This is a genomic window from Cytophaga sp. FL35 (assembly GCF_014349235.1).
Lineage (GTDB): Bacteria > Bacteroidota > Bacteroidia > Flavobacteriales > Flavobacteriaceae > Euzebyella.
This window is the reverse complement of the sequence record NZ_JACSOH010000027.1, coordinates 39,919-58,285: the sequence shown is the minus strand read 5'-3', so window position 1 is coordinate 58,285 and position 18,367 is coordinate 39,919. Positions and strand designations below refer to the sequence as shown.

Sequence of the window (18,367 nt, the reverse complement as noted above, 5' to 3'; positions counted from 1 at the left end):
ATATTAATGTAGAGTAAATGAAATGGATTGATAAAATAAAAAATGTTTCTTCTGTTAAAGGAAATGAGAATGGATTGTATTATTGTTCTGCAAATAAGCTCCTTAATGAAAATAAGGATGTTATAATTGATGATTTAGAGTGTCATTCATTTTGGTTTGATAAGAATTATATATTCTATCATGATAATGATGGGAATTTTCGATTATACAAAATTGAAAATAAATCAAATAAAATTGTTGATTTTACACCTACTTTAAATAACTCTAATCAAGTATTTGCTAGTTATAATCATACATTTTGCACAGACACCTTTAAATCATCTTATAAAAATGCATTATATAATTTAAACTCAAATGAATTTATTTTAGAACTTAAAAACATTGATAATGAAAGAATAATATTCAACATTGAAAAGATAATCATAAGTTTCACATTTGATTTTAAATTTCGCGCCTACACCCTCCCCGAAGCCACTCCTAAATGGCAATTCAATATAGAAACATTAGGCACGTGGCTAAACGATAAAAAAGAAGAAAAACCTTATACCGTAGATAAATTTATAGGTGTATGGCAAAACCAATTATTGGCATCTTGTTTTTCTGGGCTTATTATTTCTATTGATGTTAACAATGGTAAGTTGTTACACCAATGGTCGGCATACCCAAGTAGTTTCACCATGAGCGGTTATACCGTATCTAAAATAAACCCTTCTTGTTGTAGTATGTTAGATGAACAAGAGAATAAATTAATAGGGTTTAATCACTTTACCTTGTGGAAAATTGATTTACAAACTGCAAAACTATCAGCCTTTGATTTACAAGAACAATTTAAAGTCCAAGATTTATATTCAATTCATCATATAAAAGGGTTTGTGGTTAATACAACACATTATATAATTTCGGCCAAAACCAGTTTTAAAGAACAGCTAAACCGTAGGTTAGATTGTTTAATTGCAATAAATAAAGAAACTCTAGCAATAGACTGGAAACAACAATTTAAAGACAATGAAGCGTTAAAAACGGATATCCCACAGTATGCCAACGATAAATTATATCATTTAGATTGGAATAACACCTTACACATTTTTGAAAAGGAGAATATTGACAATACCATAAGTTAATACCCCCGCTAGCACGATCGTCACGCTCGTGCCAACAGTAGAAAAAAGTAAAGGCAAGGATTTATAATAAGCTAAAACAATTACAGAACACCCCTAAAGTCCCCTCAAGGGGACAATAATTCCCCCTTTGAAGGGGGGGCGAAGGGCGGGGGATGTATTCTTTCAATATTGAATCTTGAATTACGTTGAATAAAAAAAGCCGTTCCAAAAATTTTGGAACGGCTTTTTGTTTTTTTGGATGATGGAATTACATCATTCCTGGCATTCCACCACCACCGTGAGGCATTCCTCCTCCGGCAGGAGCTTCTTCCTTAATATCTGTCAAGGCACACTCGGTAGTTAAGATCATTCCTGAAACAGATGCAGCATTTTCAAGGGCTACACGAGTCACTTTCTTAGGATCGATAATACCGGCCTTTAACATCTCAACATATTTCTCAGACTTGGCATCGTAACCGTAGTCCGCTTTTCCGTCAAGAATTTTAGCTACTACTACAGAGCCTTCACCACCAGCATTCTCTACAATGGTACGCAACGGAGCCTCGATAGCTCTTGCAACGATTTGTAGACCAGTCTCTTCATCAGAGTTCTCAACAGTTACTTTGCTCAGTACGGTTTTGGCACGTACCAAGGCAACACCACCACCGGCAACAATACCTTCTTCAACGGCAGCTCTCGTTGCGTGAAGGGCATCGTCTACACGGTCTTTCTTCTCTTTCATTTCAACTTCAGAAGCGGCACCTACGTAAAGTACGGCAACACCACCGGCCAATTTGGCCAAACGCTCTTGAAGTTTCTCTCTGTCATAGTCAGAAGTAGTAGTCTCAATCTGAGATTTTATCTGGTTTACACGGCTCTTGATATCCTTTTGTACACCACCACCGTTTACAACTGTAGTGTTATCCTTATCGATGGTTACTTTTTCGCAAGTACCCAACATATCAATAGTTGCATTATCCAAAGAGAAACCTCTTTCTTCAGAGATAACAGTACCACCGGTCAAGATGGCGATATCCTCTAACATGGCCTTTCTTCTGTCACCAAAACCAGGAGCTTTTACAGCCGCGATTTTCAATGAACCTCTTAATTTGTTAACTACCAAAGTGGCAAGGGCTTCCCCGTCTACATCCTCGGCAATGATCAATAAAGGCTTACCAGATTGGGCTACAGGCTCCAATACAGGTAGCAAGTCCTTCATGGCAGAAATTTTCTTGTCGAACAAAAGAATATAAGGATTCTCTAAATCGGCAGTCATTTTCTCTGAATCGGTTACGAAGTAAGGAGAAAGGTATCCCCTGTCAAACTGCATACCTTCAACAACGTCTACATATGTATCCGTTCCTTTAGCTTCTTCAACAGTAATTACACCTTCTTTTCCTACTTTACTAAAGGCCTCAGCAATCAACTCACCAATAGTTTCGTCATTGTTAGCGGAGATGGAAGCTACCTGCTTGATCTTCTCGGAAGAATCTCCTACTTTTTTAGACTGCTTGGCCAAGTTCTCAACAATAGCCTCAACAGCTTTGTCAATACCTCTTTTCAAATCCATAGGATTGGCACCTGCAGCAACGTTCTTAAGACCTTCTTTTACGATGGCCTGGGCAAGTACTGTAGCGGTAGTAGTACCATCACCGGCAAGATCATTGGTTTTAGAAGCAACCTCTTTTACCATTTGCGCACCCATATTTTCAAGGGCATCTGCCAATTCAATCTCTTTTGCAACGGTAACACCATCTTTAGTTACTTGAGGGGCACCAAAAGACTTGCTGATGATTACGTTTCTACCTTTTGGTCCTAAAGTTACCTTTACTGCATTTGCCAATGCATCAACGCCTCTGCGGAGGCCGTCACGTGCATCGATATCAAATTTTATATCTTTTGCCATAATTATTTATCGTTTTTTAAAATTTAAAGTCCAATAATCCTACACCACGAGTTCTAGGATAATTCTTGGAATTTATTTGTATTTAAGTGTTGTTGATTTTTTAGCTTAGACAATTGCCAAAACGTCGCTTTCGCGCATCATAAGGTAGTCTGCACCTTCCAATTTTAGCTCAGTACCGGCATATTTTCCGTAAAGAACGGTGTCACCTACTTTTAGGGTCACTTTTTCGTCCTTAGTACCAGGACCCACGGCAACAACCTTACCTTGTTGCGGCTTTTCTTTTGCTGTGTCTGGAATGTAAATGCCGGACGCTGTTTTTGTCTCAGCAGCCATAGGCTCGATAAGTACTCTATCTGCCAATGGTTTAATGTTGACTTTTGCCATATTTTTAGTTTTTAGTTTGAAACATTATTAAACTCGTATCCTGTTTGGCAGAAATTATGCCATGCACTAAAAACTGACACATTGTTAAACAAAAATGCCAGCTTGTCATTCAAGCTGGCATTTTATACAATATTATCTCTTGTTAAAGGCTGTCAGACGGCGTAGTTGCCGGTGCAGGAACTTCTTCGGGAAGTGATTCCGGTACGGTTTCGGGAACCGTTGTCTCTATGTCATCCCCATTTAATAACTTGGAATCGTTGGTGCCAAAGTTACCTTTAAGCGCAATGTTGGAAGCTAAGATGAGAACTACCAACAAAATGGCCAAGGTCCATGTACTTTTATCCAGAAAATCCCCTGTCTTTTTTACACCTCCAACAACTTGGCTTCCGCCACCTCCAAAAGAAGAAGATAATCCTCCGCCTTTAGGGTTCTGTACCATAATGACCAGAACCAACAAAAAGCAAACGATGATGATAAGGATTAAAAAAATGGTAAACGTGCTCATAACTTCCTTACTTGTTATCTAATTGAATTCTTTCCACCGCTTTAATTCGGTCTGCAAAGAAACCACTTTTTTCCGGATATTTCAAACTTAAAATTTTATAGGCTTGAATGGCTTTTTTATACTTCTTTTGCTCGAGGTACACCTTTGCCAAAGTCTCCGTCATTAGCTCTTTTTTGTCGATTTTTATCGAATCTGAAATAACTACTTTTGGTACGTTTTCTTTGGGTTTAATTTTGGGGTTTTCCGCTATGAACTTATCAATTAGGTCAAATTTCTTCTTTTTGAGTACCTCTTCTTCCAAAGAACTATCTTCTTTGTTTGATTCTTTCTTTGGTTTGTTTTTAGAAGTCTCTTTCGGGGTATCTTCTCGCTTAACGGATTTAAATGCAGTAAGCTGAAGCCACTCTCCAAAACTGTATTTTTCCCGTTTTGTGAAAGGTAGGGGTTCGCCAATTTCCAAGTCTTTCTCCGCCTTTTGCTTGGACCTGGCAATTTCAGCATCAATACTGGGGTCTTTGGAAGAAAAAAGTTGCGGGTCAAGAATACTATCCGCCTCCTGTTTGGAAATGGGTATAGGTTCTTTGGTGTCCTCTTCTGCTTTATCGATTAAAATTTCCTCGGAGATAATTTCTGTATCTTCCAAGGAAGTGGACTTTCCGGATATGGTATCTGCAATGGCATTTTGTAAAAAATCTTGGGAAGTTATAAAATCGAAAAGTACATCACGATCCGTGGTGTAAGCCGCGGTCAATTTAAGGGCGTTGTTGTACTTAAAACTGTTGAGGTTTTTTAGGCCCTTTAAATGCAATGCCCGTGACGCCTGAAAATAGGGGTACTCCTCCAGAACCTCTTCCAGCTGATTGGTCTGAACAGGGTTTACCACCTTTTCCGGGTTTTGTAATAAGTATGTAAAATCCTTTACATTCATAGAGCTTTGCTAGTAGGCTTAGACTACCAATCTGCCAAAGAGGCATTAAAAATATCTTGGGTAATTCGTTCAAAAATTACTTCTAAGGCTTCGTCCTTAACGGCAGATAGCTGCAGATTATCGGCATAATCATAAAAGAAAGAAAATCGTTGGTCAAAATCTGCATCTTCTTTGGTTTTATTATAAAATCTCACCTTCACTGCCATGGAAAGTCTATTTTGTGCAGCCGTTTGCTGTGCCGTTGCACTCATGGGTGAAATTCTAAATTCTACTATTTCACCTTCATAGAGCAAATCCCCTCCGGAAGATACCAAGTTTAGACTGGTCTGGTTTTGAATACGGTCTTGCAAGGCCAGGGTGAAATCACGGTCAAGGCCCGGTTCAAAGGTGGAACCCGGACTTTGCGTGGCATAATTTTGAAATCTGGGTACACTAAAGGTGGTTGCTGTACCTACATTACCCCCCGTAAAATTATATACGCCACAACCACTTAAACTAAGGGTGAGTGCCATGCAACCAAGATAATATAAAATGCTTTTCAAGATTCTAGTTCTTAAGATATGAATGAATTTACAGATCGTACTGCTTTATTTTTCTATACAGGGTACGTTCAGAAATGCCCAGCTCCGCAGCAGCAGCCTTTCTTTTTCCACGGTTACGCTCCAAGGATTTTTTAATGAGTTCTACTTCCTTTTCCTGTAAAGATAGGGTTTCTTCTTCCTCTATTTCCTCGGCAAAGTGGTACTTGTCCTCTACTGGAGGTCTGCTCACCGGTGCTTCTACTTTGGGTTCAGGTAAATGCAGTACCTCTAGTGAAGAGCGGTCCATGTCTTCTACATCTTCGCCGTTTTCTCCGTAGATTTTTCTAATTAAACCTTCATTTTCTTCCTGTACCTTTTCGCCATTGTCATTCTTCATGAGCTCTAAGGTTAATTTTTTAAGGTCGTTGAGGTCGCTTTTCATATCAAAAAGAACCTTGTACAGAATTTCGCGCTCGTTGCTAAAATCGCTTTCCGCTTTCTTCTGGTTCACCACAGCCGGCAAATTGGTGCTTCCGGAATTTGGTAAATAACTATTTAAGGTAGACCAAGAAACCTGCCTGCTTTCCTCAAGAACCGAAATTTGTTCGGCGATGTTTCTGAGCTGCCTAATATTACCCGGCCAGCGATATTTGAGCAACAGTTGTACGGCATCATCATCCAAACGGATGGTGGGCATTTTGTATTTCTGACCAAAATCTGAGGCGAACTTTCTAAAAAGAAGGTGAATGTCTTCCTGTCTTTCCCGTAACGGCGGAATGTTTATTTCTACCGTACTTAATCTGTAATAAAGGTCTTCGCGAAACTTTTCCTTTTTTATGGCCTCGTACATATGTACGTTGGTTGCGGCCACAATACGTACATTGGTCTTTTGCACTTGGGAAGAACCTACTTTTAGAAATTCACCATTTTCCAAAACCCTTAAAAGCCTTACTTGTGTGGTCAGGGGCAATTCCCCAACCTCGTCCAAAAAGATGGTACCGCCATCCGCCACTTCAAAATAACCGCTGCGGGTTTGGGTAGCTCCTGTAAAAGCGCCTTTTTCGTGACCAAAAAGCTCACTGTCTATGGTTCCTTCTGGAATAGCACCGCAGTTAACGGCAATATATTTAGCATGTTTTCTATGGCTTAGGGAGTGAATAATCTTTGGAATGGACTCCTTACCAACCCCACTTTCTCCTGTAACCAATACGGAAATATCCGTTGGTGCTACCTGAACCGCTTTTTCTATGGCCCTATTAAGTTTGGGGTCATTGCCAATAAGTTCAAAACGTTGCTTTATAGCCTGTACACTTTCCATAATATGCCTAACCGTTAAAAAACGGTACTGTTATTAATATATGAATTGGGGTTAACCCTGATTTTTTGAATAGCCAACGGCCTTGCCCAAAAGCGTGGCAGAAGTACAATCCTCCATTTCGACCATGACAAAATCACCCACTTGGTAATGTTCCTTTGGAAAAACGGCAACCGTATTTTGCGAGGTTCGCCCCATCCAATGGTCGTCTGATCGCTTAGAACTTCCCTCAATTAGAACTTCTTGAACTTTTCCCAAGTTGGCTTGAATGCGTTCAAAGGAGTGTTGTCTTTGTAGGTCAATAATTTCTGTAAGCCTTCTTTTTTTAATATCGTCGGGCACATCATCCTCCAATTTTCTCTCAGCAAGTGTACCTGGCCTTTCGGAATAGGCGAACATAAAACCATATTCGTATTTTACATATTCCATTAAGGACAAAGTATCTTGGTGGTCTTCTTCCGTTTCCGTTGGGAAACCTGCGATCATATCCTGTGATATGGCACAATCCGGTATAATCCTTTTAATGTTGTCTATCAGTTCAAAATATTCTGCACGTGTATGTAGGCGGTTCATGGCCTTCAAAATACGGTCACTACCACTTTGAACGGGAAGGTGGATGTAATTACAGATATTTTCATATTTGGCCATGGTGTGAATAACATCCAAGGTCATGTCCTGTGGATTGGAGGTTGAAAACCTAATACGCATTTTAGGCTGTGCCAAGGCCACTTTTTCCAATAATTTTGAAAAGTTAACGGCCGTGGCGCGTTCCATTTCCGAAGCTTTGTCAAAGTCTTTTTTAAGCCCTCCACCATACCATAGATAGCTGTCCACATTCTGGCCCAATAGGGTAATTTCCTTGAAGCCTTTGTCCCATAGATCGTTCACTTCTTGGATAATGGACTGGGGGTCTCTGCTGCGTTCCCTTCCTCTAGTAAAGGGTACCACGCAAAAGGTACACATATTGTCACAACCGCGGGTAATGGAAACAAAGGCCGTGATTCCGTTTGTATTAAGTCTTACCGGTGCAACGTCTCCATAGGTTTCTTCCTTGGATAGAATGACGTTCACTGCATTGCGACCTTCATCTATTTCTTGAATTAAATTGGGCAGGTCTTTATAAGCGTCCGGCCCAACAACCATATCCACAATTTTTTCCTCTTCCAGAAATTTATGCTTGAGTCGTTCCGCCATACAGCCAAGAACGCCCACTTTTAAATGAGGCCTTTCTTTTTTTATCGCATTGAATTTCTCTAATCGCTTTCTAACGGTAAGCTCTGCTTTTTCTCGAATGGAGCAGGTGTTTACCAATACCAGGTCTGCCTCATTAAGCTGTTGTGTGGTATCAAAGCCTTCTTTTGAAAGAATGGAGGCCACTATCTCACTATCCGAAAAATTCATTTGGCAACCGTAACTTTCAATATAAAGCTTTCTTGCATTGCCATTTTTGCCGTCTAGGGAAAGTGCAGAACCTTGTATAGATTCGTCAATTGTTTTTTCCATGTATTTTTCCATCATAAATGCGGGCTGCAAATATAGGGCTTTATCCATCAGTGTGACAAATTGACAGTGAATTTTAATGGTATTTTAAACAAAGGTCAGTTCCTTATATTTGTTTCAAAACAATCAACCAACCACCACATTAATTATGGATTTTAACGAAGTTACCTCCCGAATTTCAAAAAGCAATAAATTGGAATTCGGAACTATTTTGACCAAGACTTTTGAATTGTATAAAAAAGTATGGCTTCAAGGTTTTATTACCCTATTATTTGGACTTGTATTGATTGCGCCATTTTACATACTGCTATATATGCCCATGATTGCGGCCGGAGTAACTGAGCCTGAAATGTTGAAATCCGAAGAAATGAGTCCGGTTTTGGGGTTAATGATGATGGGGTTAATGCCAATTTTAGTGGTTGCTGCCATGACCACGGCCATCGCCTTAAATGCTGCTTTTCTAAGAATTTGCCATCATAAGTACCACAATCTGGATGTGCCGGATGATTATTTTTATTTTTTTAAAAATGGCAGGTGGAAGAAGAGTTTGCTTCTTGGGCTAATTATGCTAGTTATGGCAATTGTGGGAGCAATGATGTGTGGGGTAGGTATTATTTATTTTATAGTGCCCATTTCTTTGTTGCCCGCATTTTTTGCTTTTACCGAAGGTCTTTCACCTGTTGAAATTACAAAAGCCAGTTTGCAATTGGCCAATAAGAATTGGTTGGTCATTTTTGGATTGATACTGCTAACGGGAATCATTGCGGAGCTAGGCATTATTCTTTGTTTTGTTGGGATTTTGTTCACCGCTATGCTATCTAAAATACCCATGTATTTTATTTACATGGATGCTGTGGAACGTAATTCTGAAACAGAAACTATTTAGTTAAATAATAGTTATGTTACGCAACTAAATGATGAATTTTTCATCTTTTGGGAAACAAACCACTTGCTATTATGAAAAAGACTTTTCTAGTATTGTTCGTAGCCTTCTCGGCACTATTTACCTCTTGCTCAGATGATGATAACGCTGAAAAAAAGGAATATCTCGTAGCGGTACCCCTTACTTCGGATTTAAGGGTTTTTAAAGAAGAGGCCGTTGATGTTATGGAACCAGAACCCATACAGCAATTCGGCAAGATTTATGCATACCAAGACTATGTGTTCGTTAATGACCTTTACAGAGGTATCCATGTTATTGATAATAGTAATCCGTCCAGTCCGCAAAATATAGCTTTCATTAAGTTGGAGGGTAACAATGACATCTCTATTAAAAACGATAGATTGTATGCGGATAGTTATGGTGATTTGGTAATTTTTGATATCTCGGACATCAATGATATACCTGCGGCGAAAAGAATTGAAAATGCTATTTACCAAGAATTTTGGTGTACGGTAGGTTTCGATGTGGATTGGCCTGAGGCCGATTATTTTGATTATAGCGAGTTTGATGCCGGAAATGAAGCTATAGTTGGTTGGGAAGTGAAAAGAGAACGCCTGAGCCAAGCAGAGTTTGAAAGTAGGTTTGGTTATAATGATTTGGCATTGCAAGATGGTATTGCTTTCAGTGAGTCTGCAAGAGGTGAAAGTACTGCTTCCGATAACAGTACCGGACAGAGTGGCTCCTTGGCCAGGTTCAAGATTGTGGGAAACTATTTATATGCAGTTGAATGGTCCAGTATCAGTATTTTTGATATTACGGATTTGGATAACCCCGTTACCTTAGAAGATGTGTATACCAACGGTGCCATCGAGACTATTTATAATCAGGGTGAAATTCTGTTCTTAGGAGGACCACAGGGAATGTACATCTACGATATTAGTAATCCTGAAAAACCGGTTTATGTATCGGACTTTCAACACGGCACAGCGTGTGACCCCGTAGTGGTCGATGGTGATTGGGCTTTTGTTACACTCAGGGGAGATACTTTTTGTGGCAATACAGAGAGTGGTCTTTATATAGTAGATGTGTCCAATTTGGCAAATCCATCCTTGTTTAGATTTTATCCGTTATCCGGACCTTTTGGTTTGGGCTTTAAAGAGGATTTATTGTTTGTTTGCGATGGGGCGGATGGTCTAAAGGTCTTTGATAAGAGCGATGTGGGCAACATTCAACTAATAAATCATTTTAAAGATATAGTTACTTATGATGTTATACCGCTATCACAGAGTTTGTTGATGATTGGGGATGGGGTACTCTATCAATATGCCTATTCTGAAGGGAATATTGAACTCTTAAGTGAATATAGTCTTAACTAATTTTACATAATAAAGCTTTTAACGCCCCGTTTTATCGGGGCGTTTTTATTTTGCTAGCATAGCTATTGTAAGGCAAATTAAAAATTTCAATTACTTTTGTTGCATCAAAAAACCATTAATGGCCAAGAATTTAGTAATAGTAGAGTCGCCCGCAAAGGCAAAGACCATAGAAAAGTTTTTAGGAAAGGATTTTAAAGTTGAGTCCAGTTTTGGGCATATTGCAGATTTACCTTCCAAAGAACTTGGCGTGGATGTAGACAATGATTTTGAACCCAAGTATATTGTTGATTCTGACAAGAAATCCTTAGTTAAGAAATTACGGGATTTGGCCAACAAGGCAGACACTATATGGTTGGCAAGTGATGAGGACCGGGAGGGAGAGGCTATTTCATGGCATTTGGCAGAAACGCTAAAACTGGATAGGGACAAGACCAAAAGAATTGTTTTCAATTCTATTACTAAAAGTGCCATTCAAAAAGCAATAGAGAACCCGCGTACCATTAATTATAATTTGGTAAATGCCCAACAGGCAAGGAGGGTGTTGGATCGTTTGGTAGGTTATGAACTTTCACCAGTGCTTTGGAAAAAGATAAAACCGGGCCTTTCCGCAGGTAGGGTACAATCAGTTGCCGTGCGTTTGATCGTTGAAAGGGAAAGGGATATAGAAGCTTTTACCCCGGAGGCGTCTTTTCGTATATCGGCAGAATTTAAAACAAAAGAAGGCAGTACGTTTACTGCAAAGTTGAATAAGACTTTTGCATCAAAACAGGAAGCTCAAAACTTTTTGGAGCAGAATATAGGTGCTGATTTTTCCGTTGGAAGCCTGGATAAAAAACCGGCAAAAAAGTCGCCATCCGCACCTTTTACAACATCAACTCTGCAACAGGAAGCCTCCAGGAAATTGTATTTCTCGGTGTCCAGGACCATGCAAGTTGCCCAACGTTTATATGAGGCCGGTCTTATAACCTACATGAGAACGGATAGTGTTAATCTATCCGGCGAGGCCATAAATGCAGCAAAGGATGCAATAATTAAAAATTACGGGGAGAACTATAGCACTGTTCGTAATTTTAAGGGCAAAAGCAAAGGTGCCCAAGAAGCACACGAAGCCATACGCCCTACAGATATCACCAATCAGTCACCTTCTTTGGAACGAGATCAGATGAAGCTTTATGAGCTTATCTGGAAAAGGACCATTGCATCGCAAATGAGTGATGCCCAATTAGAAAGGACCAATGTGAAAGTGGTGGCCAATACCCATCAAGAGCAGTTTAGTGCCAACGGGGAGGTTATCAAGTTTGATGGTTTCCTTAAAGTGTATATGGAAGGGGTAGATGAGGAGGACCTCGTCGAGGAACAAGAAGGAATGCTTCCTGCCATGGTAGAAGGGGAGGCTGTTTCCAATAACTATATCACCGCTACCGAAAGATTCTCGAGAGCCCCGTATCGTTTTACGGAAGCTTCTTTGGTGAAAAAGTTGGAGGAGTTGGGTATCGGGAGACCTTCTACGTATGCTCCAACCATTTCAACCATTCAGAATAGGGGATATGTAGAAAAAGGTACGATAGAAGGAACAGAACGCGCTTATGTGCAGTTATTGCTTGAAGCAAATTCCGTTCAGGAAAAGAAATTATCGGAGATGGTCGGTTCCGATAAGGGCAAATTGGTACCTACGGATATAGGAATGATCGTAAACGACTTTTTGGTAAGTCACTTTGCCAACATTTTAGATTACAATTTTACGGCCAAGGTAGAAGAGGATTTTGATGAAATCGCGGAAGGAGTAGAAGATTGGCAAAAGGTAATGAAGGAATTCTATAAGGATTTTCACCCTACCGTGCTGGATGTGGAGGAAAACGCCGATCGAGCCAGTGGAGAACGTATATTGGGAGAAGATCCAAAATCGGGTCGTCAGGTCTCGGTTAGATTAGGTCGTTTTGGGCCCATGGTACAGATAGGTACAGTAGAAGATGAGGAAAAGCCACAATTTGCAAGCCTTTTGCCAGATCAATCCCTAAATACCATCACCTATGATGAGGCAATGGAACTCTTTAAGCTGCCTAGAAAGTTAGGGGTTTATGAAGGAGAGGAGGTAGAGGCCAATGTAGGTAGGTTTGGGCCTTATGTGCGTTTTGGTAAAAAGTTCGTATCCTTGGAGAAAGGGGAAAGTGCTTTTGATGTGGATTTTGAGAGGGCCGTAGAGCTAATTAAGGAAAAGCAAAAGGCAGATGCCCCAATTTATAAATACGAGGATAAGGATGTAACCAAGGGTGTTGGTCGTTTTGGGCCTTTTATCAAATGGGACGGAATGTTCATAAATGTGAACAAGAAGTATGATTTTGATAACCTTTCTGAAGCCGACCTAATTGAACTCATTGAACAAAAGAAGCAAAAAGAGATTGAAAAGGTTGTCCAAAATTGGGAAGAAGAAGGGATTAGGATAGAAAAGGCCCGTTGGGGAAGACATAATATTATAAAAGGTAGGGTCAAAGTAGAATTGGCCAAAACCGTGGATGCCGCAAAAATGTCATTGGAAGAGGCCAAATCTTTAATTGAGGCCAAAACTCCAAAAAAGAAAACGCGAGCAAAGAAGAAGAAATAGAAGTTTTTTCTCAAAAGGAATAAAAAGCAGGCCTCAGATTCAAGGGAGCCTGCTTTTTTTCTTTTAAAGCCCCTTTTCAGTCGTAAACTTTCAAAGTGATAGTTATCTTTGAATTTATTGAACGTAACCTAGACTACTCGCAAACTTTTTAAGTAATGGAACTAGATTTTTTAGTGCCGGTGGATGATAGGGTTTTGGCCCATTGCGAACTTCTTCCCCAACAAGCTATTGGTAAACATGTAAAAATACATTCAAGACAGGAAGGCATGCCCCAGATGCATGGGGTTGCTCTGGCTATTTTGGGTGTGAAAGAATCCAGGAACGCTTTTGAAAAAAAGCCGGAAAAACTAGACGTATCCGCTATTAGAATTCAATTGTACAAACTGTTGTTGGGCAATTGGAATACCAGCTTGGCAGATATTGGGGACATTGAGGAAGGGGCAACCGTAGAGGATACATATTTTGTGGTGAAAAGCACCGTTGCGGCCCTGCTAAAGGAAGATATTGTACCCATCATTTTAGGTGCCACCCAAGATATTACCTATCCCGCCTACAGGGCTTTTGATGATTTAAAAAGTTTGGTCAACCTTGTTTCCATAGATAGCAGGTTCGATTTTGGAATGGACGATGAGCTCATTTCTTCCCATTCCTATATGAGCAAAATCATAACGGACAAGCCTAACAATCTATATAACTTTTCCAATATTGGGTATCAGAGCTATTTCAATGCCCAAGAAGAAATGGATTTAATGGAAAGGTTATTCTTTGATGCCTACCGCTTAGGGGAATTGGGTAACGATATAACATTGGCAGAACCGGTGTTGAGAAACGCTCATATGGTAAGTTTGGATGCCCGGGCGGTTAGAGCCAGTGAAATGGGCTACTCAGATAGTTTTTCACCTAATGGCTTTACGGGTCGCGAAATTTGTGCCATTGCCAGATACGCCGGTTTTGGGGATAAAGTAAGTGTTTTTGGTATTTATGAGATGGAGAACGCCAACCAATCCAGTCAATTGATAGCTCAGATTATATGGTACTTTATAGAAGGTTTTAATTTTAGGATAACAGAAAGCCCACTTGAGGAACTGGATAATTTTACCAAGTACAATGTGCCCTGCGATACGGAGCAGCTAACCTTTCATAAAAGTAGTCTTACCAATAGGTGGTGGGTAGAAGTTCCTTCGATCTTGACACCACACACTAAAACCAATTCAGTAGCGTTATTACCTTGCACAAAAACTGACTATTTACAGGCTTGTGACCAAATAATACCAGAAAGATGGTTAAAAGCCTATAAAAAAGGGTTCAATTAATTAAGGTTTGTTTCAAAAGGCTGTTGTACAAGGGTTTTGGAAAGAATCAAATCAAAAAGTAGAGAAGCCGAAAAAAAATTAAGTATATATCCTGTTGATACAATATTTTAAATAAATCACAGTTTTAGAGTGTAGAATTAAAGCATAGTATTTGCAGTTAATAACCAAGAATCGAAATTTAACCTAAAGTATGAAAAAGCTATTGTTATCATCTATAGCGTTTGTCTTTTTGCTGAGCAGTTGCGGCTCAAGAACAAAAGGAGAGCTAGTAGGGGCCCAAGGTAATAAGTGGTACCCGGAAAAGCCTTATGGTATGGAGCTCATTCCAAGAGGTTCCTTTATTATGGGTAAAACCGAGGAGGACCAGGCCAAGCTCTTGAACGCGCCAACAAAGACCGTAACGGTTCGATCGTTCTATATGGATGATACCGAAATTACGAATAGTGAATATCGTCAGTTTGTAGAATGGGTAAAGGACTCCATTACCAGAACAAGATTGGCGATTCTTGCAGATGAATTGGGCTTGGGCCCAGAGGATGGAGGTATTGGGGACTATGCATTTAAGGATGCGGATACTACTAAACTTTCTGCATACGATAAATACATGTTGGATAACTATGCCGGAATGGGAGAAACCGGTTTTGAAGGAAGAAGCTTGAATAAGGACGAAAATCTTATTTGGGATATTTCCGATTATCCAGATGAGTACTATACTGAGGTAATGGACTCATTGTACATTCCTGAAGAGGAATCGTATAACGGTCAGCGTACAGTAGACGTTACTAAATTGAAGTATAAGTACAGTTGGATGGATATTGAGGCCGCTGCTCGCTCTAGAAAAGGAAGTAGAAAGGACTTCATCCGTCAGGAAGAATTGGAAATCTACCCAGATACTACCGTTTGGATCAGAGATTTTGAATACTCTTACAATGAGCCAATGCACAATGATTATTTTTGGCACGATGCCTATAGTGACTATCCTGTAGTGGGAGTGTCCTGGGATCAGGCAAGAGCTTTTTGTAACTGGAGAACCAAATTCAAGAATGACGACCAAAAAAGCAGAGGCAAGCAATTTGTGAACCAATTTAGGTTGCCTACCGAAGCAGAATGGGAATATGCCGCAAGAGGTGGTATTGAAGGTGGAACTTATCCTTGGGGTGGTCCTTACGTAATTAGTGATACGGGTTGTTTTATGGCCAACTTTAAACCTCAGAGAGGAGATTACGCTGCTGATGCAGCTTTGTATACAGTGGAAGCTAAGTCTTATGAGCCTAACGACTTTAACCTTTACAATATGGCGGGTAATGTTTCTGAGTGGACCAACTCCAGCTATGATCCCAACTCTTATGAATTTGTGTCTACTATGAACCCTAACGGTGGTGATGGCGCCAACGAAAGAAAAGTGATCCGTGGAGGTTCTTGGAAGGATGTTGCTTACTTCCTACAGGTAAGTACAAGGGATTATGAGTATGCAGATTCTGCTAGAAGTTATATTGGCTTTAGAACCGTACAGGATTACATGGGTGAAGAAGATTCAACACAATAAAAAATATTTCCCATGCTTAACGGCTAAAATTGCCCTTGGGAAAGGCACATAATAATTTTTTCAAATACACCGTTCTGAATTATAGTGTTTTATCTTAGTCCAGAACAAAAATACAAACGTAAAACCAAATCTTTATTTTTAACATTAAATTTCAAATTAAATCTTAAATTATGGCACAGTCAAAATCAACAAAGAAACTGTTTAACATGGCCTACGGCCTTGGAGCATCGGTAGTAATTATTGGTGCGTTATTTAAAATCCTACACTGGGAACTTGGACCTCTTAACGGTGGAGTTCTATTAGCTATTGGTCTTATTACTGAAGCACTTATTTTCGCTATTAGTGCCTTTGAACCAGTTGATGACGAGTACGATTGGTCTTTGGTATATCCAGAATTGGCCGGTGGCGAATCTCAAGGTAAAAAGAGCAACCAAGCTGCTGAAATCAAAGAAGCTGAAGCTTCCTTATCAGCTAAATTGGATAACTTATTGAAAGAAGCTGGTGTAGATGCCAACTTAATGGAAAGCTTAGGTTCTAGCATCCGTAATTTTGAAGGTGCTGCTAAAGGAATCGCTCCTACGGTTGATGCAATGGAATCTACAAGAAAGTACTCTGAAGAAATGGTACAAGCTGCCGCTCAAATGGAGTCTTTGAACAGTCTTTATAAAGTACAGTTGGAGAGTGCTAGCAAGCAAGCTTCCGTAAACGAGGAAGTAGTTCAAAATGCTGCTGCCCTTAAAGACCAAATGGAGTCTTTGGCTACCAACCTTTCTAGCTTGAACGGTGTTTACGGTGGTATGTTGACTGCAATGAACAGAAACTAATTAGATATTAGTAGTTACCCCAAATCATTTATTTAATCAAAATCTAATTAGAAAACATGGCAGGAGGAAAACAATCACCACGTCAGAAGATGATTAACCTAATGTACCTGGTTTTCATCGCAATGTTGGCGTTGAACATGAGTAAGGAAGTACTTTCGGCTTTCGGTATTATGAACGAAAAGCTTGAGGCTTCCAACGCCAAAACTATAGAGAGTAACGAAGCCTACTTGGCGAACTTAGGAGTAAAAGCGGAAGAAAATGCAGCTAAGTACAAAGATTTGTACGCTAAAGCTCAGCAGATAAAAACCATGTCCAAAGAGTATTATGACTATTTGGAAGGTTTGAAAACTGAGATGATGGCAGAAGTTGAAGATCCAAAAGACTACATGGTAATGGATAAGTCAGATTATTTGGATCAGAAATTCTTCCAAGGAGATGGCCTTTCAGAAGGTGGACAAGAATTCATGAAGAGAATTCAGGATTACCGTACACAAGTAGCGGCTATTGTTCCTGATGGTATTAAATCATCTGTTGAAGCAAGGTTTGAGACTAACGAGGTTACCACTCGTGACGGTTCTAAGCAAGATTGGATCAATTATCACTACGAAGGCTTCCCTCAAGTGGCTTCTTTGGCCAAATTGACTGCGCTACAAGCCGATATTAAGGCTACCGAAGAGTCTGCTTTAAAGGCGATGCTGGAAGGTGAGTTGAGCGATCAAGTATCCTTGAAGAATTTTCAAACTTCTTTGTTCGGTAGTAAGTCTGCTTACTACAGTGGAGAGAAATACGATGGTAAGATCATCATTAGCAAAACTGATAACAGTTCTAAGCCTGTAAGAGCAGAGTTGACTTTGGATGGTCGTAAGCTTTCAGAAGGTTCAGACTACCAATTGGAAGAAGGTGGTGTTAAAATGTTGATCAGTGCCGGTTCTCCTGGTGACCACGAAGTGAAAGGAAAGCTTTTCTTTTCTCAAGATGGTGAGGAAATCGAAGTACCTGTAAACAACACTTTTGCAACTATCAGTAAGCCAAATGCTGCTTTAATAGCCGCCGATAAAATGAACGTAGTTTATAGAGGTGTTGCTAACCCAATGTCTATCTCTATTCCTGGTATTCCTAATAACAAGGTTACTGCATCTGCTCCTGGTCTTAAATCAGCTGGAGGTAGTAAATACGTTATGAACCCAAGTACGGGTAGAACTGTAACTATCACCGCTAGCGGTAAGTTACCGGATGGTCAAACGGTTTCTTCTAAGTCTGAATTCAGAATTAAGGATATTCCAAGACCTGCAGGTACTGTAAGTAAGCAAGATGGTACGGTTAAAATGCCAAGAAACAACATGGAAATCGCTACTATCGGTGCAATGTTGGAAGACTTTGACTTTGATTTGAACTTGGCTGTTAGTGGTTTTAAATTCAAAGTTCCTGGTCAACCTACTGTAAGCGTCAACGGTAACAAATTGAACGGTATGGCCAAAACTGCTCTTAAGAGAGCTAAGAGAGGTGATGTAGTTCAGATTTTTGATATCCAAGCTTATATTACCAATAACAAAAGCTACAAGCTTAAAAAAGTATCTCCTGTAGTTGTGGAGATTACAAACTAATAAATATGTTGAAAACCGGGTGGTCCCAGGACCACCCGGTAATTTTAAAAATTGAAAAAC

Annotated in this window: 15 protein-coding genes; 8 read left to right on the top strand and 7 right to left on the bottom strand. The window is 39.8% G+C overall.

The annotated features are described in order from the left end of the window. Nucleotides 1–17: 17 nt before the first annotated feature. Nucleotides 18–1,121 carry a hypothetical protein gene (locus BIZ36_RS17425; protein ID WP_187459174.1) on the top strand — a complete coding sequence of 368 codons (1,104 nt, stop codon included), beginning with the start codon at nt 18–20 and terminating at the stop codon, nt 1,119–1,121. Between the two features lie 247 nt (nt 1,122–1,368). Here the strand turns inward: BIZ36_RS17425 and groL are convergent, their stop codons facing one another. From groL to miaB, 7 genes are all read right to left on the bottom strand, one after another. Next, nucleotides 1,369–3,006, bottom strand: coding sequence for a chaperonin GroEL (gene groL, locus BIZ36_RS17420; RefSeq protein ID WP_187459173.1), 1,638 nt, complete (start codon nt 3,004–3,006; stop codon nt 1,369–1,371). Nucleotides 3,007–3,111: 105 nt separating this feature from the next. Further along, on the bottom strand, nt 3,112–3,390 hold the full coding sequence (locus BIZ36_RS17415; RefSeq protein ID WP_187459172.1) for a co-chaperone GroES: 279 nt from the start codon (nt 3,388–3,390) through the stop codon (nt 3,112–3,114). A gap of 142 nt (nt 3,391–3,532) precedes the next feature. After that, nucleotides 3,533–3,895, bottom strand: coding sequence for a preprotein translocase subunit SecG (secG, locus tag BIZ36_RS17410; RefSeq protein WP_187459171.1), 363 nt, complete (start codon nt 3,893–3,895; stop codon nt 3,533–3,535). Nucleotides 3,896–3,902: 7 nt separating this feature from the next. Next, nucleotides 3,903–4,823 (bottom strand): DUF8458 domain-containing protein, encoded by a 921-nt coding sequence (locus tag BIZ36_RS17405; protein WP_187459170.1) that lies wholly within the window; start codon nt 4,821–4,823, stop codon nt 3,903–3,905. Between the two features lie 23 nt (nt 4,824–4,846). Further along, nucleotides 4,847–5,335 (bottom strand): LptE family protein, encoded by a 489-nt coding sequence (locus BIZ36_RS17400; RefSeq protein WP_187459169.1) that lies wholly within the window; start codon nt 5,333–5,335, stop codon nt 4,847–4,849. A 58-nt stretch (nt 5,336–5,393) separates the two neighbouring features. Next, on the bottom strand, nt 5,394–6,662 hold the full coding sequence (locus BIZ36_RS17395) for a sigma-54 interaction domain-containing protein (RefSeq protein WP_187459168.1): 1,269 nt from the start codon (nt 6,660–6,662) through the stop codon (nt 5,394–5,396). A 51-nt stretch (nt 6,663–6,713) separates the two neighbouring features. Continuing rightward, a complete protein-coding gene (miaB, locus tag BIZ36_RS17390; RefSeq protein ID WP_286174927.1) occupies nt 6,714–8,210 on the bottom strand; it encodes a tRNA (N6-isopentenyl adenosine(37)-C2)-methylthiotransferase MiaB in 1,497 nt (498 codons plus the stop codon). 97 nt (nt 8,211–8,307) lie between these two features. On the opposite strand from miaB, the gene BIZ36_RS17385 reads away from it, so the two are divergent. The 7 genes from BIZ36_RS17385 to porM all read left to right on the top strand — a co-directional run bounded on the left by BIZ36_RS17385 (nt 8,308) and on the right by porM (nt 18,307). Then, complete coding sequence (locus BIZ36_RS17385) at nt 8,308–9,045, top strand: hypothetical protein (RefSeq protein WP_187459167.1); 738 nt, start codon at nt 8,308–8,310, stop codon at nt 9,043–9,045. Nucleotides 9,046–9,116: 71 nt separating this feature from the next. Then, nucleotides 9,117–10,418, top strand: a complete 1,302-nt coding sequence (locus tag BIZ36_RS17380; RefSeq protein WP_187459166.1) for an LVIVD repeat-containing protein — start codon at nt 9,117–9,119, stop codon at nt 10,416–10,418. A 118-nt stretch (nt 10,419–10,536) separates the two neighbouring features. Further along, nucleotides 10,537–13,020, top strand: coding sequence for a type I DNA topoisomerase (gene topA / locus BIZ36_RS17375; protein WP_187459165.1), 2,484 nt, complete (start codon nt 10,537–10,539; stop codon nt 13,018–13,020). A 155-nt stretch (nt 13,021–13,175) separates the two neighbouring features. Further along, nucleotides 13,176–14,333: a formimidoylglutamase gene (locus tag BIZ36_RS17370; RefSeq protein ID WP_187459164.1), complete on the top strand. Its 1,158-nt coding sequence runs from the start codon at nt 13,176–13,178 to the stop codon at nt 14,331–14,333. Between the two features lie 190 nt (nt 14,334–14,523). Then, complete coding sequence (gene porK, locus BIZ36_RS17365; protein WP_187459163.1) at nt 14,524–15,879, top strand: T9SS ring complex lipoprotein PorK/GldK; 1,356 nt, start codon at nt 14,524–14,526, stop codon at nt 15,877–15,879. Nucleotides 15,880–16,049: 170 nt separating this feature from the next. Continuing rightward, nucleotides 16,050–16,703 (top strand): type IX secretion system motor protein PorL/GldL, encoded by a 654-nt coding sequence (porL, locus tag BIZ36_RS17360; protein WP_187459162.1) that lies wholly within the window; start codon nt 16,050–16,052, stop codon nt 16,701–16,703. Nucleotides 16,704–16,759: 56 nt separating this feature from the next. Further along, nucleotides 16,760–18,307 carry a type IX secretion system motor protein PorM/GldM gene (gene porM, locus BIZ36_RS17355; protein WP_187459161.1) on the top strand — a complete coding sequence of 516 codons (1,548 nt, stop codon included), beginning with the start codon at nt 16,760–16,762 and terminating at the stop codon, nt 18,305–18,307. Nucleotides 18,308–18,367 lie beyond the last annotated feature (60 nt).